The 16973-nt window shown below is 69.0% G+C and carries 16 protein-coding genes and 1 tRNA gene; 1 reads left to right on the top strand and 16 read right to left on the bottom strand.

Annotation, left to right across the window (positions count from 1 at the left end; genetic code table 11):
* The first annotated feature begins 5 nt into the window (after window positions 1-5).
* Window positions 6-1223 carry an acetyl-CoA C-acetyltransferase gene (locus AB0B64_RS21325; RefSeq protein WP_357943980.1) on the top strand — a complete coding sequence of 406 codons (1218 nt, stop codon included), beginning with the start codon at window positions 6-8 and terminating at the stop codon, window positions 1221-1223.
* A 104-nt stretch (window positions 1224-1327) separates the two neighbouring features.
* On the opposite strand, the gene AB0B64_RS21320 is transcribed toward AB0B64_RS21325, so the two are convergent.
* From AB0B64_RS21320 to mfd, 16 genes are all read right to left on the bottom strand, one after another.
* Window positions 1328-1738, bottom strand: coding sequence for a PPOX class F420-dependent oxidoreductase (locus AB0B64_RS21320; protein ID WP_357943978.1), 411 nt, complete (start codon window positions 1736-1738; stop codon window positions 1328-1330).
* 61 nt (window positions 1739-1799) lie between these two features.
* Complete coding sequence (locus AB0B64_RS21315; RefSeq protein ID WP_357943976.1) at window positions 1800-2033, bottom strand: DUF4287 domain-containing protein; 234 nt, start codon at window positions 2031-2033, stop codon at window positions 1800-1802.
* Between the two features lie 167 nt (window positions 2034-2200).
* Window positions 2201-2989, bottom strand: a complete 789-nt coding sequence (locus tag AB0B64_RS21310) for a Bax inhibitor-1/YccA family protein (RefSeq protein WP_358179213.1) — start codon at window positions 2987-2989, stop codon at window positions 2201-2203.
* Window positions 2990-3159: 170 nt separating this feature from the next.
* Window positions 3160-3232: transfer RNA gene (locus AB0B64_RS21305), tRNA-Leu, on the bottom strand.
* A gap of 49 nt (window positions 3233-3281) precedes the next feature.
* Window positions 3282-3776: a peptide deformylase gene (locus tag AB0B64_RS21300; protein WP_357943972.1), complete on the bottom strand. Its 495-nt coding sequence runs from the start codon at window positions 3774-3776 to the stop codon at window positions 3282-3284.
* A gap of 26 nt (window positions 3777-3802) precedes the next feature.
* Window positions 3803-4315, bottom strand: coding sequence for an ACT domain-containing protein (locus AB0B64_RS21295; RefSeq protein ID WP_357943970.1), 513 nt, complete (start codon window positions 4313-4315; stop codon window positions 3803-3805).
* A 79-nt stretch (window positions 4316-4394) separates the two neighbouring features.
* Entirely contained in the window at window positions 4395-5711 is a 1317-nt protein-coding gene (locus tag AB0B64_RS21290) for an NAD(P)/FAD-dependent oxidoreductase (protein WP_357943968.1), read from the bottom strand.
* Between the two features lie 95 nt (window positions 5712-5806).
* Window positions 5807-6601 carry a uracil-DNA glycosylase gene (locus AB0B64_RS21285; protein WP_357943966.1) on the bottom strand — a complete coding sequence of 265 codons (795 nt, stop codon included), beginning with the start codon at window positions 6599-6601 and terminating at the stop codon, window positions 5807-5809.
* A gap of 318 nt (window positions 6602-6919) precedes the next feature.
* Window positions 6920-8368, bottom strand: coding sequence for a hypothetical protein (locus AB0B64_RS21280; RefSeq protein WP_357943964.1), 1449 nt, complete (start codon window positions 8366-8368; stop codon window positions 6920-6922).
* Window positions 8369-8545: 177 nt separating this feature from the next.
* Window positions 8546-9490 carry a Ppx/GppA phosphatase family protein gene (locus AB0B64_RS21275; RefSeq protein WP_357943962.1) on the bottom strand — a complete coding sequence of 315 codons (945 nt, stop codon included), beginning with the start codon at window positions 9488-9490 and terminating at the stop codon, window positions 8546-8548.
* Window positions 9481-9969, bottom strand: a complete 489-nt coding sequence (locus AB0B64_RS21270; RefSeq protein WP_357943961.1) for a DUF501 domain-containing protein — start codon at window positions 9967-9969, stop codon at window positions 9481-9483. The genes AB0B64_RS21275 and AB0B64_RS21270 overlap by 10 nt, the downstream gene beginning before the upstream one ends.
* A 43-nt stretch (window positions 9970-10012) precedes the next feature.
* Window positions 10013-10405 (bottom strand): septum formation initiator family protein, encoded by a 393-nt coding sequence (locus AB0B64_RS21265; RefSeq protein ID WP_357943959.1) that lies wholly within the window; start codon window positions 10403-10405, stop codon window positions 10013-10015.
* A 110-nt stretch (window positions 10406-10515) separates the two neighbouring features.
* Window positions 10516-11793 (bottom strand): phosphopyruvate hydratase, encoded by a 1278-nt coding sequence (gene eno / locus AB0B64_RS21260; RefSeq protein ID WP_357943957.1) that lies wholly within the window; start codon window positions 11791-11793, stop codon window positions 10516-10518.
* Window positions 11794-11835: 42 nt separating this feature from the next.
* A complete protein-coding gene (locus AB0B64_RS21255) occupies window positions 11836-12774 on the bottom strand; it encodes a MazG family protein (RefSeq protein ID WP_358179211.1) in 939 nt (312 codons plus the stop codon).
* A 2-nt stretch (window positions 12775-12776) separates the two neighbouring features.
* The gene (locus AB0B64_RS21250; RefSeq protein ID WP_358179209.1) at window positions 12777-13394 is read right to left on the bottom strand and encodes a SurA N-terminal domain-containing protein; all 618 of its coding nucleotides are present in this window, start codon (window positions 13392-13394) and stop codon (window positions 12777-12779) included.
* A 27-nt stretch (window positions 13395-13421) separates the two neighbouring features.
* Window positions 13422-16910: a transcription-repair coupling factor gene (gene mfd / locus AB0B64_RS21245; protein ID WP_357944601.1), complete on the bottom strand. Its 3489-nt coding sequence runs from the start codon at window positions 16908-16910 to the stop codon at window positions 13422-13424.
* Window positions 16911-16973 lie beyond the last annotated feature (63 nt).

Raw genomic sequence — 16973 nt, 5'->3', positions numbered from 1 at the left:
TGAAGATGGCTGAAGCTGTGATCGTCGCTACCGCTCGCTCGCCCATAGGGCGGGCCTTCAAGGGTTCGATGAAGGACATACGCCCTGACGACCTCACCGTGCAGATGATCCAGGCCGCGCTCGCCAAGGTGCCGCAGCTCGACCCGACGACGATCGACGACCTCATGCTCGGCTGCGGCCTGCCCGGTGGTGAGCAGGGCTTCAACATGGCCCGCGTGGTGTCGGTGCTGCTCGGCCTCGACAACGTGCCGGGCACCACGGTCACCCGCTACTGTTCGTCGTCGCTGCAGACCACCCGGATGGCCTTCCACGCGATCAAGGCGGGCGAGGGCGACGTGTTCGTGTCCGCGGGCGTGGAGATGGTGTCGCGGTTCGTGAAGGGCAACTCCGACTCGCTGCCCGAGACCCAGAACCCGGTCTTCAACGACGCCATCGGGCGCAGCAAGGCCTCCGCCGAGGGCGGGCACAGCTGGCACGACCCGCGCGAGGACGACACGATCCCCGACGTCTACATCGCGATGGGCCAGACCGCCGAGAACCTCGCCCAGATCAAGGGAGTCACCCGGCGCGACCAGGACGAGTTCGGCGTCCGCTCCCAGAACCTGGCCGAGAAGGCGCTGGCCGACGGCTTCTGGCAGAAGGACATCACCCCGGTGACGCTCCCCGACGGCACCGTGGTCAGCAAGGACGACGGGCCGCGGGCCGGGACCACGTACGAGGGGGTGGCCGGGTTGAAGCCGGTCTTCCGCCCCGACGGCACGGTCACGGCCGGCAACTGCTGCCCGCTGAACGACGGCGCCGCCGCCGTCATCGTGATGAGCGACACGCGGGCGGCCGAGCTGGGCATCACGCCGCTGGCGCGCATCGTCTCCACCGGCGTCACCGGCCTGTCCCCCGAGATCATGGGCCTCGGGCCGGTCGAGGCGTCGAAGCAGGCGCTGTCCCGCGCGGGGATGGCGATCGACGACGTCGACCTGGTGGAGATCAACGAGGCGTTCGCGGCGCAGGTCATCCCGTCCTACCGGGATCTGGGCATCGACCTCGACCGCCTCAACGTCAACGGCGGCGCGATCGCCGTCGGGCATCCCTTCGGCATGACGGGCGCGCGCATCACCTCCACGCTGATCAACAGCCTCCGCCACCACGACAAGTCGATCGGCTTGGAGACCATGTGCGTGGGCGGCGGGCAGGGCATGGCGATGGTCCTCGAACGCCTTTCCTAAGTCTCACGACCGGGCGTTCGACGCCCGGGCCGGTGGGCGCCAACCGCCATACGGGGTTGGCGCCCACCCAGGAGCTCGCGTCAGCCGGGCAGTGCGGACCGGCCTCAGCCGTGGCGGTCCGGGCCCGCCTTGGTCGGGGTCACGCGGACCAGGACCCGCTTGTCGCGGACCATCGCCGCCTCGTAGTCCGGCCAGTCAGGGTGCTCGCCCGAGATCCCCCGGTAGTAGGCGATCAGGTGATCCATGGCCTCCGGGAGGGAGATGATCTCCGCCTCGCCCTCCACCTGGATCCAGTTTCCGTAGAAGGCGTCCGTAAAGGCGCAGATCGTCACCTTGTTGTCGCGCCGGATGTTGCGCGTCTTGGCGGCCGTCTCCCTGGTGCTGATGACGAGGTAGCCCTCGTCGTCCACGCCCACCGTCACCGGGGACATCTGCGGGCGGCCGTCGCCGTGCTTGGTGAGGAGCACCGCGCGGTGGTTGTCTCGCAGGAAGTCGCGTGCCTTGTCTAGGTCCATCCACCCATGATTCCGCGCCCGTACCGAGGGCACGGGCGCGGGTCGGGTCGGCGTGTGGGCTCTACAGGAAGCCCATACGGTTATGGCGGTACCGCTCGTGTTCGTGCACGATGGCGGCGGCGTAGCCATGGGACAGCCCGTGCTCGTCGGCGAGCCAGTTGGCCCGCTCGTCACACCTCAGGAAGGACGGGCCGTTGTCGATGGCTTGAAACCACTCGGGGAGTTCGCGTCCCGTTATCGTTGGGACCCTTGCGATCAGCTTCGTCTGCGTCTCCGGTGAGTGGTTCAAGGACATGGGCACCTCCACGGATTAAGGTCCTTTGCTCGACACTGCAACACGTCCCCCCGAATGACAAGCCCCAACCTCCGAGGTTTTTGTAACGGCGGGTAGATTTTCGGTCGCGCAAAGAGAAGGACCCCGCCGGATCGGCGGGGTCCAGACGGGGTCCGGGAGGCGAACGGTCAGTCGCTACGCGTGAAAATGCTGATGAACCGGAGCACCTCGAGGTAGATCCACACCAGGCTCAGCGTCAGCCCGAAGGCGCACTGCCAGGCGAACTTCTCCGGAGCGCCCTGCTGGACGCCCTCCTCGATCGAGTTGAAGTCGAGCAGCAGGAAGAAGCAGCCGAGCAGGATCATCGCGACGCTGAAGATCCACCCGATCGGGGAGTCGGTGCGCAGCCCGAGGCCGCCCGGGATGAAGATCCCGGCGATCAGGTTGACGAGCACCAGACCGATGGCCGCGAAGCCCGCGGCCACCACGAACCGAACGAACTTCGGTGTCACCCTGACGACGCGCAGCGCGTAGACGGTCAGGACTCCGCCGAAAGCGAACGCGGTGCCGAGCACCGCCTGGAGGACGATCCCGTTGTAGAGGGATTCGTAGGCGCTGCTGAGCGCGCCGAGGAAGATCCCTTCGAACGCGGCGTAGCTGAGGATCAACACCGGGTTGGTGCTCATCCTGAACGAGGCGATCAGCCCCAGGACGAGCGCCACGATGGCCGCGCCGACGGCCACGCCCAGAGGGACGTTGAGGTACCAGGCGGCGGCCGCGGCCACGACGAGCGTGCCCAGGGTCATGAAACCGCGCACCACGACGTCGTCGATCGTCATCGTCCGGTAGGCGGACGGTGCCGGGGGCGCGTACGACGGGGAGTCGTACATGTTCTGCAGTTGCCCGGGGGTGGGCGTCGCGCCCTGCCACCCGCCGGCCTGCCGGGACCGGTTGAAAACGGGGTTCTTGCTCTCCATCGCTGCCTCCTGTGCGCCGAGCTTATTGGACGCGGCGTCACCTAGGTCAACACGCACTCAGATCTATGTGGTTTCGAGACTTCAGCAGGAGGACAACGAACGGATCCGTTCCTGAGTTCCCGCGGTTACTGAGGGTTGTTTAGCGAGGCATTTCCTCTGGTAGATGCGGGTGCCCCCGGCGGGATTCGAACCCGCACTACAACCCTTTTAAGGGGTTTGCCTCTGCCTTTGGGCTACGGGGGCGCCGCAATCATACGAAACGGACCATGCTTCCGAGGAGCACAACTTCGTATCAGGCGTCACAACTGTGAAGTCTGCGGTGAAGTGATAGGGCTCCTGACACTCTGTCCAGGAACAGAACGCCGTCGAGATGGTCCAGTTGATGCTGAATGCACCTAGCTTCGAATGCATCCGCCTCGATGGTGACGGGATCTCCCGTGCCAGGCAAGCTGCCGAGCACTGTGATACGCGTCGCTCGCCGTACGTCAGCGGTCAAACCCGCGATCGAGGCGCACCCCTCCCGCCCGACGCACCAGTGAGACGCCTCAGCGAGCCGTGGATTGACCACCACGAGCTCGCCGGCCCACGACCTACCCCTTGGGTGCCCGGCGGCGTCGAAGGCGATCAGCCGCCAACTCAGCCCGATCTGGGGGGCGGCCAGACCCGCGGTCCCCGGCTCGCCGCGCAGAGTGGCGAGGAGATCGGCCGCCGCGGCCACCACGCGGGGGTCGGTGGGATCCACTTGCCGGGCCCGGGCGGACAGGAGCGGGTGCGGAGCGTCGAGCACTCCGCGGGCGATCCCGTCCGGCGGGGTCACAACAGGTCCGGTTCAACGGGCCGGAAGGTGATCTCGGACTCGAGGCCCGAGCCGACCGTGGCCAGCCCGCGCATCAGCCCGGCCACGTCGACCTCCTCGGGCAGCTCGACGTCGGCGATGAGGACGTACAGCCGGCCGGTGAGCCGGGTGCTCATGCCGGTGATGTTGCCGCCCACCGAGGCGAGCTCGGCGCTGATGGCCGAGATGATGCCCGGCCGGTCCGGCCCGTGGACGGTCAGGACATAGCCGAGCCCGGTCGGCCGGCCGCCGAAGTAGCGGCGGGCCTCGACGGCCGAGGCGGTCACCACCAGGTCCGGCGCGCACAGGTGCTTGGTGAGCTCGTCGGCGCTCAGGTCGCCCGAGACCAGCAGCATCATCGCGACATGGCCGCCGAGCAGCGTCATGGTCGAGTCCTGGATGTTCGCCCCGCAGTCGGCGAGCGAGCCGGTGACCGCGGCGATCACGCCGGGCCGGTCCACGCCGAGCACCGTCACCGCTGAGAGCCCCACTCGTGGATCCCCTCTCGATTGAGACCGAGAATGCCGAAACGCCCCGATGCGGCCGCACCGGGGCGCTGCTGTACGCGGGCTAGCGGCGGGTCGTCGCCACGGCGGCTCTGAACCCGTCGCGCGGGTGCTCCATCTCGCCCAGTGAGATGGTCTCCCGCTTGAAGAACAGGGCCAGAGTCCAGTCGACGACGACACGGACCTTGCGGTTCAGCGTCGGCACCCGCGACAGATGGTAAGTGCGGTGCATGAACCACGCAGGGAATCCGCGAAGCTTGACTCCATAGACGTTCGCGACCCCCTGGTGCAGGCCGAGACCGGCGACCGATCCGACATACTTGTGGCGGTAGTCGACCAGTTCCTGACCCCGGAGATGGCGGACCAGGTTGTCGGCCAGCACCTTGGCCTGACGTACGGCGTGCTGAGCGTTGGGCGCGCAATACTGGCCGGGGTTGGTCACGTCGGGGACACCCGCCGCGTCACCGGCGGCGAAGGCGTCCGTGACGCCCGCGACCGTCAGTTTCGTCGTGGTCTTGATCCGGCCGCGCTCGTCGAGGGGCAGGCCGCCGCCGTTGACCACCGGGCTGGGCTTGACGCCCGCGGTCCACACGAGGGTGTCGGCGTCGAACTTCGAGCCGTCGGAGAGCACCACGTGGCCGCCCTCGCAGGACTCCAGGCGCGTGTCGAGCTTCACGTCGATGCCGCGCTCGCGCAGCTGCTCCAGCGTCCACTTGCCCATCTCGGGGCCGACCTCGGGCAGCACCCGGTTCGTGGCCTCCACCAGCACCCAGCGGATGTCGGAGGGCTTGATGTTGCGGTAGTAGCGGGTCGAGTCCTTGGCCATGTCCTCGAGTTCGGCCAGCGCCTCGACGCCCGCGAAGCCCGCGCCGACGACGACGAACGTGAGCGCCCGGCGGCGCGCCTCCAGGTCATCGGTCGACTCGGCGACGTCGAGCAGGTGCAGGACCCGGTTGCGCAGCGCGATGGCCTCGCCCACGTTCTTGAACCCGATGCCGATGTCGGTCAGGCCGGGGATCGGCAGCGTCCGCGAGATCGAGCCGGCGGCCATCACGATCACGTCGTAGGCGATCTCGCGCGGCTCACCCTCGACCGGCTGGAAGGTGACGGACCGCTCGTCGTGGTCGACGGCGGTGACGCTGCCGTTGAGCACGCGCACCTTGGGTAGAACCCGGCGCAGCGGGGCGACCACGTGCCGCGGGGAAAGGTTGCCCGCCGCCGCCTCGGGCAGGAACGGCTGGTAGGTCATGTACGAGTGGGGGTCGATGATGGTGATGCGCACGTTGCCGTCGCGCAGCTCCGAGCGGAGCGTGCGCTGTAGCCGCAATGCCGTGTAGAGGCCGACGTAACCGCCGCCGACGATCAGAATGTGCTTGTTCATCCTCGGTTCCCCATCCCATGGGAGCGCTTGTGAAACTATTCACAAGGCTACGTCAAGGGCACCCCATAAAGCCAATCCCCAGGTGGTGCTACGCGTCACACCCCCAGCGCCCTGGCTCTGACGAAGACGTCGTCGAGCATCTGGGCGGTCACCCTGCCGGTGAAGGTGTTCTGCTGGCTGGGGTGATAGCAGCCCATGAGGGTCACCGGCGCCTGCCCGTACGTGACCTGGACCTCGACGCCGTGCCCGAACGGCGGCCTGACGCGCGGCAGCGTGTAGCCCGCGTCCTTCAGCGCGGGCCACATGGCCTGCCAGGCGAACCCACCCAGCGCGACGACCACCCGCACGCTCGGCGCGGTCAGCGTGAGCTCCCGCGACAGCCACGGGAAGCAGGTGGCCCGCTCCTCGGGCGTGGGCTTGTTCGCGGGTGGCGCGCACCGCACTGAGGCCACCACCCGGGCACCGATCAGCCGCTGCCCGTCACCGGCGTGCGTGCTCGTCTCCTGTACGGCCAGTCCGGCGCGATACAGCGAGGCGAACAGCCAGTCTCCGCTGCGGTCACCCGTGAAGATCCGCCCCGTCCTGTTACCCCCGTGCGCGGCCGGGGCCAGGCCGACGAGCAGGACGCGCGGATGGTCATCGCCCCACCCGGCGACCGGCCGCCCCCAGTAGGTCTCGTCCGCGAACGCGCGCCGCTTCACCTCGGCCACCTCCTCGCGCCATTCCACCAGGCGCGGGCAGGCCCGGCAGACGGACTGCGCGGCCGTGAGCTCCGCCAGGGTGCTGCCGGCGGCGGCGAGGCGGCGCACGTCCGCGGGGTCGTGGGCGACCGGGGTGTCAGCGGTCGCCGGATCGCCGGGCCAGCCGGTGCCTGGAGGTACGAAGCTCATGGCACCGATGGTGCCCCATCACCTGGTCGCCGAAGGACTCGGCGTGGGCACGCGCTCCTCGGCCCGAAGAGGCGAGGATTCCGGTAATTCGGGCAGGAAGCCCGTGAGGCCCCGGTAGGGCGCCTGGCGCAGGAGCCGCGAGTGCAAGGTCGCCATCCGCTCCTTCGTCCGGCGGCGGGGCTTCCGGCCGCTCGCAGGCCGGCCCCCGTAGGCGGCCAACTGCGATGGGGTCCCTCGTCCGAGGCCACACAGTAGTGGCAAACAGAAAAACCGGGCGGCGCCACGAGGGCACCACCCGGTTCAACTCAACTCAACTGATCAGGCGCCGGCCGGCTTCGGGCAGCTCACCGAGAAGCTGGTGGCCGCGGAAGCGGAGTCGGGGCTGAAGACCACGAGCTGGACGGAACCCTTGGTCTCGCTGGCGCTCTGCGCGCCCGCGACGCCCCAGGTCACGTCGACACTGCCGTTGACCTGACGCTCGAGGTCCGGGTTCTCCCGCTTGCCGTCGATCACCCAGTAGTACTTGACGGTGGTCGGGGCGGTGCTGGAGATCGTCGCCTTGAAGTCGACGCCGGGGCCGCGCTTGTCGGCGCAGAACTCGTTGCGCTGGCCGGAGACCGAAAGGCTCGAGACCGAGATCTTCGGCTTCGGCGCCTCGCAGGCGGCGTAGGACTGGCTGATCGAGTCGTTGTTCTTCGGCCCGGAGATGGCCAGGGTGATCCGGCCACCCTTCGTCGCGGAACCGGAGAGAACGCGGTCGGACAGCTCGACGGTACGCGAGCCCTCGCGGCCGAACCCGACCTCACCACGGTCAACGGACTGGCCGTTGACGTACCACGTGTACTCGACCCGCGCGCGGCCGGTCGAGTTGATGGTGGCGTGCGCGCCGACCTTGCAGCCGTCGTTGTTGGTCGCGGTCACCAGGTTGGTGGCCGACACCCGCACCGAGGGAGCCTCGTCCTTGCACCAGACCTTGTAGTAGGCCCGGTCGGAGGAGGAGCCGCCGCGCCCGACGACCTGCAGGTCGGCGTAGCCCCGCTGGCTGTCACGCGGCGAGTAGCCGAAGGAGACGGTCTTCGAGTGGTAGACCTTCGTCCGGCCATAGTCGACGACGCGACCGTTCAGCACCCAGCGGTACTTGACCCACGTCGGGTCGTTGACCTTGATCCGGCCAAGGAAGTTGACCTTGTCGCCGGGGGTACAGGGCCCGACGTACGAGCTGGGGTCGGCCCAGGCGCTGACCGAGATCCTCTTGCTGCCGCTGAGCTGATCCTTGTCGATGACGACGGCGTCCTGGCAGGTGACCGAGAAGTAGCCCTTCTTGGAGGTCACCTTGCGCGGACCGAGAATCTGCACGGCCTCCCAGCCCTTGACGTCCTCGTTGAAGGTGAGCGTCTGGCCGATCTTGACCGACTTGGTGCCGTGGCCCTTGAGCTTCAGCACCTTGACCTTGCCCTTGGAGCCGTCTCCGTGGAGCCAGCGGTAGGCGAGCTCGGTCTTGCCGTCGAGCTTGACGTTGATGTTGGCCGAGATGTCGACCTTCACCGGGCAGGAACCGTCGTTGTCGCGGCTCGACGCCTTGGGCGTGGACACCGAGACCTTGGGCCTGGCCTTGGTGGAGGTCGCCGCGGCGCCGGCCTTGCCCGCGGTGGCCTGGGTGGACGCCTGCGCGGGAGCGGCTGCCAGCCCCGCGACCATGGCGCCCAGCACGGCGGCGGAGGCGCCGAACGCCGCCGCCTTACGCGCTAATGGACGAGATGAGTTCATGTGAGAGTGCTCCATTCCGTTAGGGAAAAGATGCGCTCCGGGAACGGTCGCCACGCCGACACCACCCGTGTCCGGCAATATGACAAAGCCCCCGCAATGCCCCTTTACCTAAGCATAAAACTGATTGCACACTCAACACAGCCGAATCCCAGAATTGTCCGATTTTCGCCGGAAAAATCAGGCCATGGAGTAGGCGATTCCGTCGAGGATGTCGTGTTCGCTCACGACGACCTGCGTAAACGCGAAACGCCGCACGATGCGGTCCAGAATCAGGGCACCCACGCCAATCACGTCAACTCGACCTGGGTGCATCACTGGAATCTGTGAACGCTCACTATGGGTCATCGCGAGCAGCCGTCGCGTGACCTCGTGGACCTGCTCGGCGGTCATCCGCGAGTGATGGATCCGCTCCGAATCGTAGGCGGGCAGGTCCAGTGCGATGCCCGCCACCGTCGTGACGGAGCCGGCCAGACCCACCAGCGTGTGCGCCTCGTGGACGGGCACCGCCTCGGCGACCCGGTCGAGCGCGGCCTCGATGTCGGCCACGACGGCCTCCAGCGCCTCCGCCGACGGCGGATCGCCCGCGTCGCGCAGGTGCCGCTCCGTCAGGCGTACGCAGCCGATGTCGACCGACAGCGCGCCGATGACGTGCTCGGAGCCGACCACGAACTCGGTCGAGCCGCCCCCGATGTCGACGACCAGGTAGGGCGGGAGCGGCCCCTGCGGCACCCCGGTCTCCCGCGACAGCCGGACCAGCCCCCTGGTCGCGCCGACGAACGACAGCTCGGCCTCCTCCGCGCCCGTCACCACCTCGGGCTCCACCCCGAAGATCTCGCGCACCCCGTCGACGAACTCCTGCCTGTTGGCGGCGTCGCGCGTCGCGCTGGTCGCCACCACCCGGGTCGCCGTGGCGCCGTGCTGGTCGATGAGCTTGCGGTAGGTGCGCATCGCGGTGAACGTCCGCTCCAGCGCCTCAGGAGCCAGCCGCCCCGTCTGGTCGACCCCCTCGCCCAGTCGTACGATCTCCATCCGCCGCTCGATCTCGGTGAGGTCGTTGTCGCCGACGTCAGCGATCAGCAGGCGTACGGAATTGGTGCCGCAGTCAACGGCGGCTACACGCATGGTCCGTCACTCCACCACTCGGGGAGGGCATCCAGCGCCTCCCGGCCGAACGGGTTGGATCCGGGCACGGCCAGCTCGTGCGCGACGAGCGCGTGCAGGCACTTCACCCGCAGCGGCATGCCGCCGGTGCTCTGCATGTCACGCGGCAGCGGCTCCGTGCCCTGCTCTTCCGCCGCCTTGTCGCGCCTGGCCACGTAGTCGTCGTGGGCGGCCTGGTAGGCGGCGGCCAGCTCCGGATCGGTGGCCAGCCTGGCCTGCATCTCGCGCATCAGCCCCGAGCCTTCGAGCGTGCCGATCGCGGAGGCCGCCTTGGGACAGGTCAGGTAGTAGAGCGTGGGGAACGGCGAGCCGTCGGGCAGCCTCGGCGCGGTCTCCACCACGTCGGGGTTGCCGCACGGGCAGCGGTGCGCCACCTCGCGCAGCCCTCTCGGCGGGCGGCCCAGCTGCCGCTGCACCGCGTCGACGTCTCTGCTGTCCAACGCTCTCCCCTCACACGCCGCCGACGCTCCTCCGCGCCGGTGCTCATCCGGCCTTGCGGCCCTGGCCCGTGTCGGCGGCTTCGACCGATTCCCACAGCGTTTGGTACCACGGCGGCGTCGCGGCGGGCTGCTTGACCGTCGTCGTGGTCTTGTCGGGCTTGGCGTCCATGACCACGTAGCACTTCTCGCCCGGCCCGCAGTAGTGCAGCCGTTCCTTGGCCGTCCGCTTGATCCAGTTGGGATCGCGGATCCGCTGCGCCTGCTCGGCCAGCGCCTGGCGGTCGGCCTCGACCCGTGCCTTCTCCGCCCGCAACTCCGCGATGCCGCGGCGCTGCGCGATGTACTCGCGTACAGGGTAGGCCAGGCTCATCGCGATCGCGCACACCACGATCGCCAGGATGGCGGCCCGCCCGGTCAGCTGCGGCCTCTTAGCCAACGGTTCACACCTCCGTGTCCAGTTCGGTGGCCGAACTTAGCGGATGGTGCTATTTGCACCCTTCTGACCGGCTCGCGGCATACCCGCCATGCCGCGAGCCGTACCCGAAACTAGCGCTGGAAACGCGGAAAAGCGCCGCGACCCGCGTAGCGAGCGGCGTCGTCGAGAATTTCCTCGATGCGCAGGAGCTGGTTGTACTTGGCCACGCGGTCCGAGCGGGCGGGCGCGCCGGTCTTGATCTGGCCGCAGTTGACCGCCACGGCCAGGTCGGCGATCGTCGTGTCCTCGGTCTCGCCGGAGCGGTGGCTCATCATGCAGCGGTAGCCGCTGCGGTGGGCCAGGTCGACCGCGTCGAGGGTCTCGGACAGGGTGCCGATCTGGTTGACCTTGACCAGCAGCGCGTTGGCGGTGCCTTCGGCGATGCCGCGGCCGAGCCGCTCCGGGTTGGTCACGAACAGGTCGTCGCCGACCAGCTGGACCTTGTCGCCGAGGGCCTCGGTGATGGCCTTCCAGCCGGCCCAGTCCTCCTCGTCGAGCGGGTCCTCGATCGAGACGAGCGGGTAGTTGTCGACCAGGTCCGCGTAGAAGGCGATGAGCTCCTGGGCCGAGACGCCCTTGCCGTCGATCGTGTAGACGCCGTCCTTGTGGAACTCGGAGGCGGCCACGTCGAGCGCGAGCGCGACGTCGTCGCCCGGCGTGTAGCCGGCCCGCTCGATGGCGACCAGGATCAGGTCGAGCGCGTCGCGGTTGGACGGCAGGTTGGGCGCGAAGCCGCCCTCGTCGCCCAGCCCCGTGGCGTAGCCCTTCTCCTTCAGCACGCCCTTGAGCGCGTGGTAGACCTCGGTGCCCATGCGCACGGCCTCGCGGAACGTGCTCGCGCCGATCGGCGCGATCATGAACTCCTGGATGTCGACGTTGGTGTCGGCGTGGGCGCCGCCGTTGAGGATGTTCATCATCGGCACGGGCAGCAGATGGGCGTTGGGACCGCCCAGGTAACGGAAGAGCGGCAGGTCGGCGCTGTCGGCGGCGGCCTTGGCCACGGCCAGCGAGACGCCCAGGATGGCGTTGGCGCCCAGCTTGGACTTGTTGGGCGTCGCGTCCAGATCGATCATGATCTGGTCGATGATGCGCTGGTCCTCGGCCTCGATGCCGTTGATCTCTTCGAAGATCTCGTCGGTGACGGCGAGCACGGCCTTCTCCACGCCCTTGCCGCCGTAGCGCTCGTCTCCGTCACGCAGCTCCACGGCCTCGAACTGGCCGGTCGACGCGCCGCTGGGCACCGCCGCGCGCCCCCTGCCGCCGTCGTCGAGGATCACCTCGACCTCGACGGTCGGGTTGCCCCGGGAGTCGAGGATCTCGCGCGCGTATACGACCTCGATGGTAGCCACGGGTTTGCGCTCCTAAATCGAAAGGCAATATGCCTTCAGAGCCTATCGGTGCTCCGACTCCCAGCGGAGCACGCGGTCACGGTAGTCGCGAGCGGCGGCGCGGAGCTCGGATTCGGCGTCGATCCCCGCGTCCTGGGCGCGGCGGACGAGGTCGAACAGCTCGCGCCCCACCCCCTGCGAGATCGCGGCGGCCAGCCCGTCCGGCGCGCCCCCGCGCTCGGCCCGACGCATCAGCTGGGCGGCCAGCGACAGCGCGGGCTGCCCCATCGGCACCCCGTCGAGCACCGACGGACGCTCGTCCTTCGCCGCCCGCTCGGCCGCCTTGATCGCCTCCCAGTTGTCGTTCACCTCGTCGGCGGTCTCCGCCCGCACCGAGCCGAACACGTGCGGATGCCGCCGCACCAGCTTCTCGACGATCCCCTCGGCCACGTCGTCCATGTCGAACCCGTCGGCCACCCGCGCGTGGAAGACCACCTGCAGCAGCAGATCGCCCAGCTCCTCGCGCAGCGCCGGGTAGTCGCCCTGCTCGATCGTCTCCAGCACCTCGTAGGCCTCTTCGAGCAGGTACGGGACCAAGGTCTCGTGCGTCTGCTTGCGGTCCCACGGGCACTCGGTGCGCAACCGCTCCATCACCGCGACCAGGTCGAGCACCCGCGCGCCCGGCAGGTCGTAGGAGCCCGGCACGACCTCGATCAGCGGCGGCTCGGCCATCGCGACGGCCGCGTGGCCGACCGCCCGCATGAAGTCCTCGGAATCCTGGGCGGCCAGCCAGACCACCGTCTCCGTAACCGCCCGCCGCGCCAGGTCGGCGGGGACAGGCGTGACGACGGCCACCTCGACCCCGGCCTCGGCCAGGTAGGGCAGTTGCGGATGATCCGCGGACCCGGTCAGCACACGACCCGAGCCGAACGCCTGCCACGCCTGGTGGCTCAGCAGGCCTGGCGCGACCCGCGGTGAGGTGGTGACGATGATCAGCGGCACGGCTAGCCCTGCGACTGCTGCTGTTGCTGTTGCTCGCCCTGGCCGGCCTGCTCGGTCGTCGCCGACGGCTTGCCGAACCGGCCGGCGTCGACGAAGCCCTGCTGGCTGATCGTGCCGTAGCGCGGGCTGAAGACCGGGGCGATCGCGTTGTAGGCGGCCTTGAACTTCTCCACGGCCTGCTGGTTCTGCGGCCCGCCGAGCTTCTCCAGCACCTTGTTCACGCCGAGCGCCGCCCGCAGGTAACCGCGCGGGTTGGCCGGGGAGACGGCCTTGGACAGCAGATTCATCTCGGCCGTCTGCTGCTCGCCCTTGTCCTGGGCCGCGGCGTCGATCTCCGAATCGCTGACCTGTACGCCGAACTTGTCGGCCAGCTGCTGCTGCCGGCTCTGCTCCGCCATCCTGGACAGAACGAACTGGTTGACCGACACACCGAGCTGCGACGGCTCGATGTTGACCTTCCGCAGCGCGGCCTCGTATTCCTGGACGTTCTTGTTCAGGTCGCGCGACGAGATCCGCTCACTGCCCACGACGGCCGCGGCTCCGGCCTCCATAGGCGAGGAGCAGGCGGTCAGCGCGACACCCACCACGGCAGCGGCCACTGCCACTCGAATCGACTTCACGTGCGTCCTTTCCCGACAAAACCGCGGCTAGCTTACCCTCGCGGGCTCCAAGAACATGGCCTCGACCAGGTCACCGCACCATTTGAGCAGGTCGAGGTCGCGCAACGGCTGCCCGCCCAGGGGCTTGGTCTTCGGCGCGGGCACCAGCAGCGTCTCCGCCGCCTGCTTGTAGATGGCCTTCTTGTACAGGCGGTCGAGGCGTACCTGCTGCGACTCCCGCAACCTGACCGGACCGAACTTGATGTTCTGGCCCTGCAGTGTGACATCGGTGAGCCCGGCCTGGCGGGCGCTGATGCGGAAGCGGGCGACGGCCAGGAGGTTCTCCACCTCGACGGGCGGTTTGCCGTATCTGTCCGTCAGCTCGGCGCGCACCTCGTCGATGTGGATCTCTGCCGAGATGGTGGCGATCCGCTTGTACGCCTCCAGACGCAGGCGTTCGGAGGTGACGTAGTCGTGCGGGATGTGCGCGTTGATCGGCAGCTCGACCTTGACGTCGGGGTGCTCCTCCGTCACCTCCACGCCCGACAGCTTGGCCTTCTGCTCCTGCACGGCCTCGGCCATGAGCCGGACGTACAGGTCGAAGCCGACGCCCGCGATGAAGCCCGACTGCTCGGCGCCGAGCACGTTGCCCGCGCCGCGGATCTCCAGGTCCTTCATCGCGACGTACATGCCCGCGCCCATCTCGGTGTGCTGCGAGATCGTCGCCAGCCGCTCGTGGGCGGTCTCGGTGAGCGGCTTCTCCGGCGGGTAGAGGAAGTAGGCGTAACCCCGCTCCCTGCCTCGCCCGACGCGGCCTCTGAGCTGGTGCAGCTGCGAGAGTCCGTAGTTGTCCGCCCGGTCGACGATCAGCGTGTTGGCGTTGGGCACGTCGAGCCCGGACTCCACGATCGTGGTGCAGACCAGCAGGTCGTACTCGCGCTCCCAGAAGCCGACCATGATCTTTTCCAGCTGGTGCTCGTTCATCTGCCCGTGCGCCACCGCGATGCGCGCCTCGGGCACCAGCTCCCTGATCCGGGCGGCGACCCGGTTGATCGAGGCCACCCGGTTGTGGACGAAGAAGATCTGGCCGTCGCGCATCAGCTCGCGCCTGATGGCGGCCCCGATCTGCTTCTCGTCGTACGGTCCGACGAAGGTGAGGATCGGGTGCCGCTCCTCCGGCGGGGTGAGGATGGTCGACATCTCCCTGATGCCGGTCAGGCCCATCTCCAGCGTGCGCGGGATCGGCGTGGCCGACATGGCCAGCACGTCGACCTGGGTGCGCAGGTGCTTCATGGCCTCCTTGTGCTCGACGCCGAACCGCTGCTCCTCGTCGATGATGATCAGCCCCAGGTCCTTGAACCGGACCTCTGGGCTGAGCAGCCGGTGGGTGCCGATCACCAGGTCCACGGCGCCCGTGCGCAGGCCCTCAAGGGTGCCCTTGACCTCGCCGTCGGTCTGGAAGCGGGAGACCGCCCTGAGCGAGACGGGAAAGCTGGAGAAGCGCTCGGTGAACGTCGACATGTGCTGCTGCACCAGCAGCGTCGTCGGCACCAGCACGGCGACCTGCTTGCCGTCCTGCAGGGCCTTGAACGCCGCCCGCACCGCGATCTCGGTCTTGCCGTAGCCGACGTCGCCGCAGATCAGCCGGTCCATCGGGACGCCGCGCTCCATGTCGCGCTTGACCTCGTCGATGGCCTCCAGCTGGTCGCCGGTCTCGACGTACGGGAAGGCGTCCTCCATCTCCCGCTGCCACGGGGAGTCGGCGGCGAAGGCGTGACCGGGCGAGGCCATGCGGGCGGAGTAGAGGCGGATGAGCTCGCCCGCGATCTCCTTGACCGCCTTCTTCGCCCTGGTCTTGGCCTTGGCCCAGTCGGCGCCGCCCATCCGGTTGAGCGTCGGGGCCTCGCCGCCGACGTAGCGGGTGACCTCGTCCAGCTGGTCCGTGGGGACGTAGAGGCGGTCGCCCTTGGCGTACTCGATGACCAGGTATTCGCGCGTCGCGCCCTGGACCGTGCGCTGCACCATCTCGATGTAGCGGCCGACGCCGTGCTGCTCGTGCACCACGTTGTCGCCGACCTTGAGCTGGAGCGGGTCGACCATGTTGCGGCGGCGGGAGGGCAGGCGGCGCATGTCCTTGGTGGACGCCTTCTGGCCGACGAGGTCGAGGTGGGTGAGCACGGCCAGGTTGGGGGTGATGAACCCGTGCTCGATCAACCCCGTCGACACATGGACAACCTTCGCCTCAGGCGACTTATCCAGATATTTCACCAACCGGGCGGGAACGTCCACGCCCTTGAGGACCTCGACCATTCGCTCTGCCGGGCCGTGTCCCTCGCTCAGCAGAACGACCGCCTTGTCCTCGGCCAGCCAGCCCTTGACGTCTTCGAGCGCCTTCCTGGTGTCTCCCCGGTATGCCTCGGAGTCCTGCGCGTCGAGCTCGACCCCGGCCCCGAACGGCGCCATCGTCCACCACGCCTGCCCCAGCACGTCGGCGTGGCCACGGATGTCGTCGAGCGAGCGGAACGCCGCCGCCCCGAGGTCGATCGGCGCCTCGCCACCGGCCGCCGCGTTGATCCACGACGCCTCCAGGAACTCCTGCGAGGTACGTACGAGCTCCTCGGCCCGGCCCCTGATCCGCTCGGGATCGCAGACGAACACCGCGGCGTTGCCGGGCAGGTGGTCGAGCAGCAGGTCCATCTCCCCGGCCAGCACGGGCGCGAACGCCTCCATGCCCTCGACCGGCGTCCCCTCGGCGAGCTGGTCGAGCACCTCGGCCAGCGCCGGGTGCTCCCGGCCCAGCTCGCGCGCCCGCTCCCTGACCTCCGCGGTGAGCAGCAGCTCGCGGCACGGCGGCGCGAACAACCCGCCGTCCGCCGCCTCCAGCGAGCGCTGGTCGGCCACCTTGAACCAGCGGATCTCCTCGACCGTGTCGCCCCAGAACTCCAGCCGCAGCGGATGCTCCTCGGTCGGCGGGAACACGTCGAGCAGTCCGCCGCGGACCGCCACCTCGCCGCGCTTCTCCACCATGTCGACCCGGTGGTAGCCGTTGTCGACCAGCCGCCGTACGACCCCGTCGAGGTCGGCGTCGTCGCCCGCGCGCAGGCGGGTCGGCTCCAGGTCGCCCAAGCCCTTGACGATCGGCTGGAGCAGCGCCCTGACCGGCGCGACCACCACGCTGAGCGGCCCGGCCGCCTGGTCGTCCTTGACCGGGTGCGCGAGCCTCCTGAGCACGGCCAGCCGCTGCCCCACGGTGTCGCTGCGCGGGGAGAGCCGCTCGTGCGGCAGCGTCTCCCAGGCGGGGAAGACGGCCACCGAGCTGGGCTCCATCAGGCTGGTCAGCGCGCTCGCCAGGTCCTCCGCCTCGCGGCCGGTGGCGGTGATCGCCAGCACGGTCCGCTGATCGTGCCCGGCCAGCGCGGCCACCCCGAACGGCCGCAGCGCGGACGGCGCCACCAGCGCGATGTCGCCGCCCTCTTCGAGAGCGGCGGTCAGCTTGGGATCGGTGACGACAAGATCAAGCAGCCCGGACAGACTCATTTTCGACAGCCCCACGACGATTACCCCCAGCCGGCGGGCGTGGGGGTTGTGCTACAAGCCTAT

Origin of the sequence: Nonomuraea sp. NPDC049129 (assembly GCF_040648495.1) — a bacterium.
GTDB lineage: Bacteria > Actinomycetota > Actinomycetes > Streptosporangiales > Streptosporangiaceae > Nonomuraea.
Note: the sequence above shows the minus strand (reverse complement) of the source record. Positions and strands in the feature narration are given on the sequence as shown.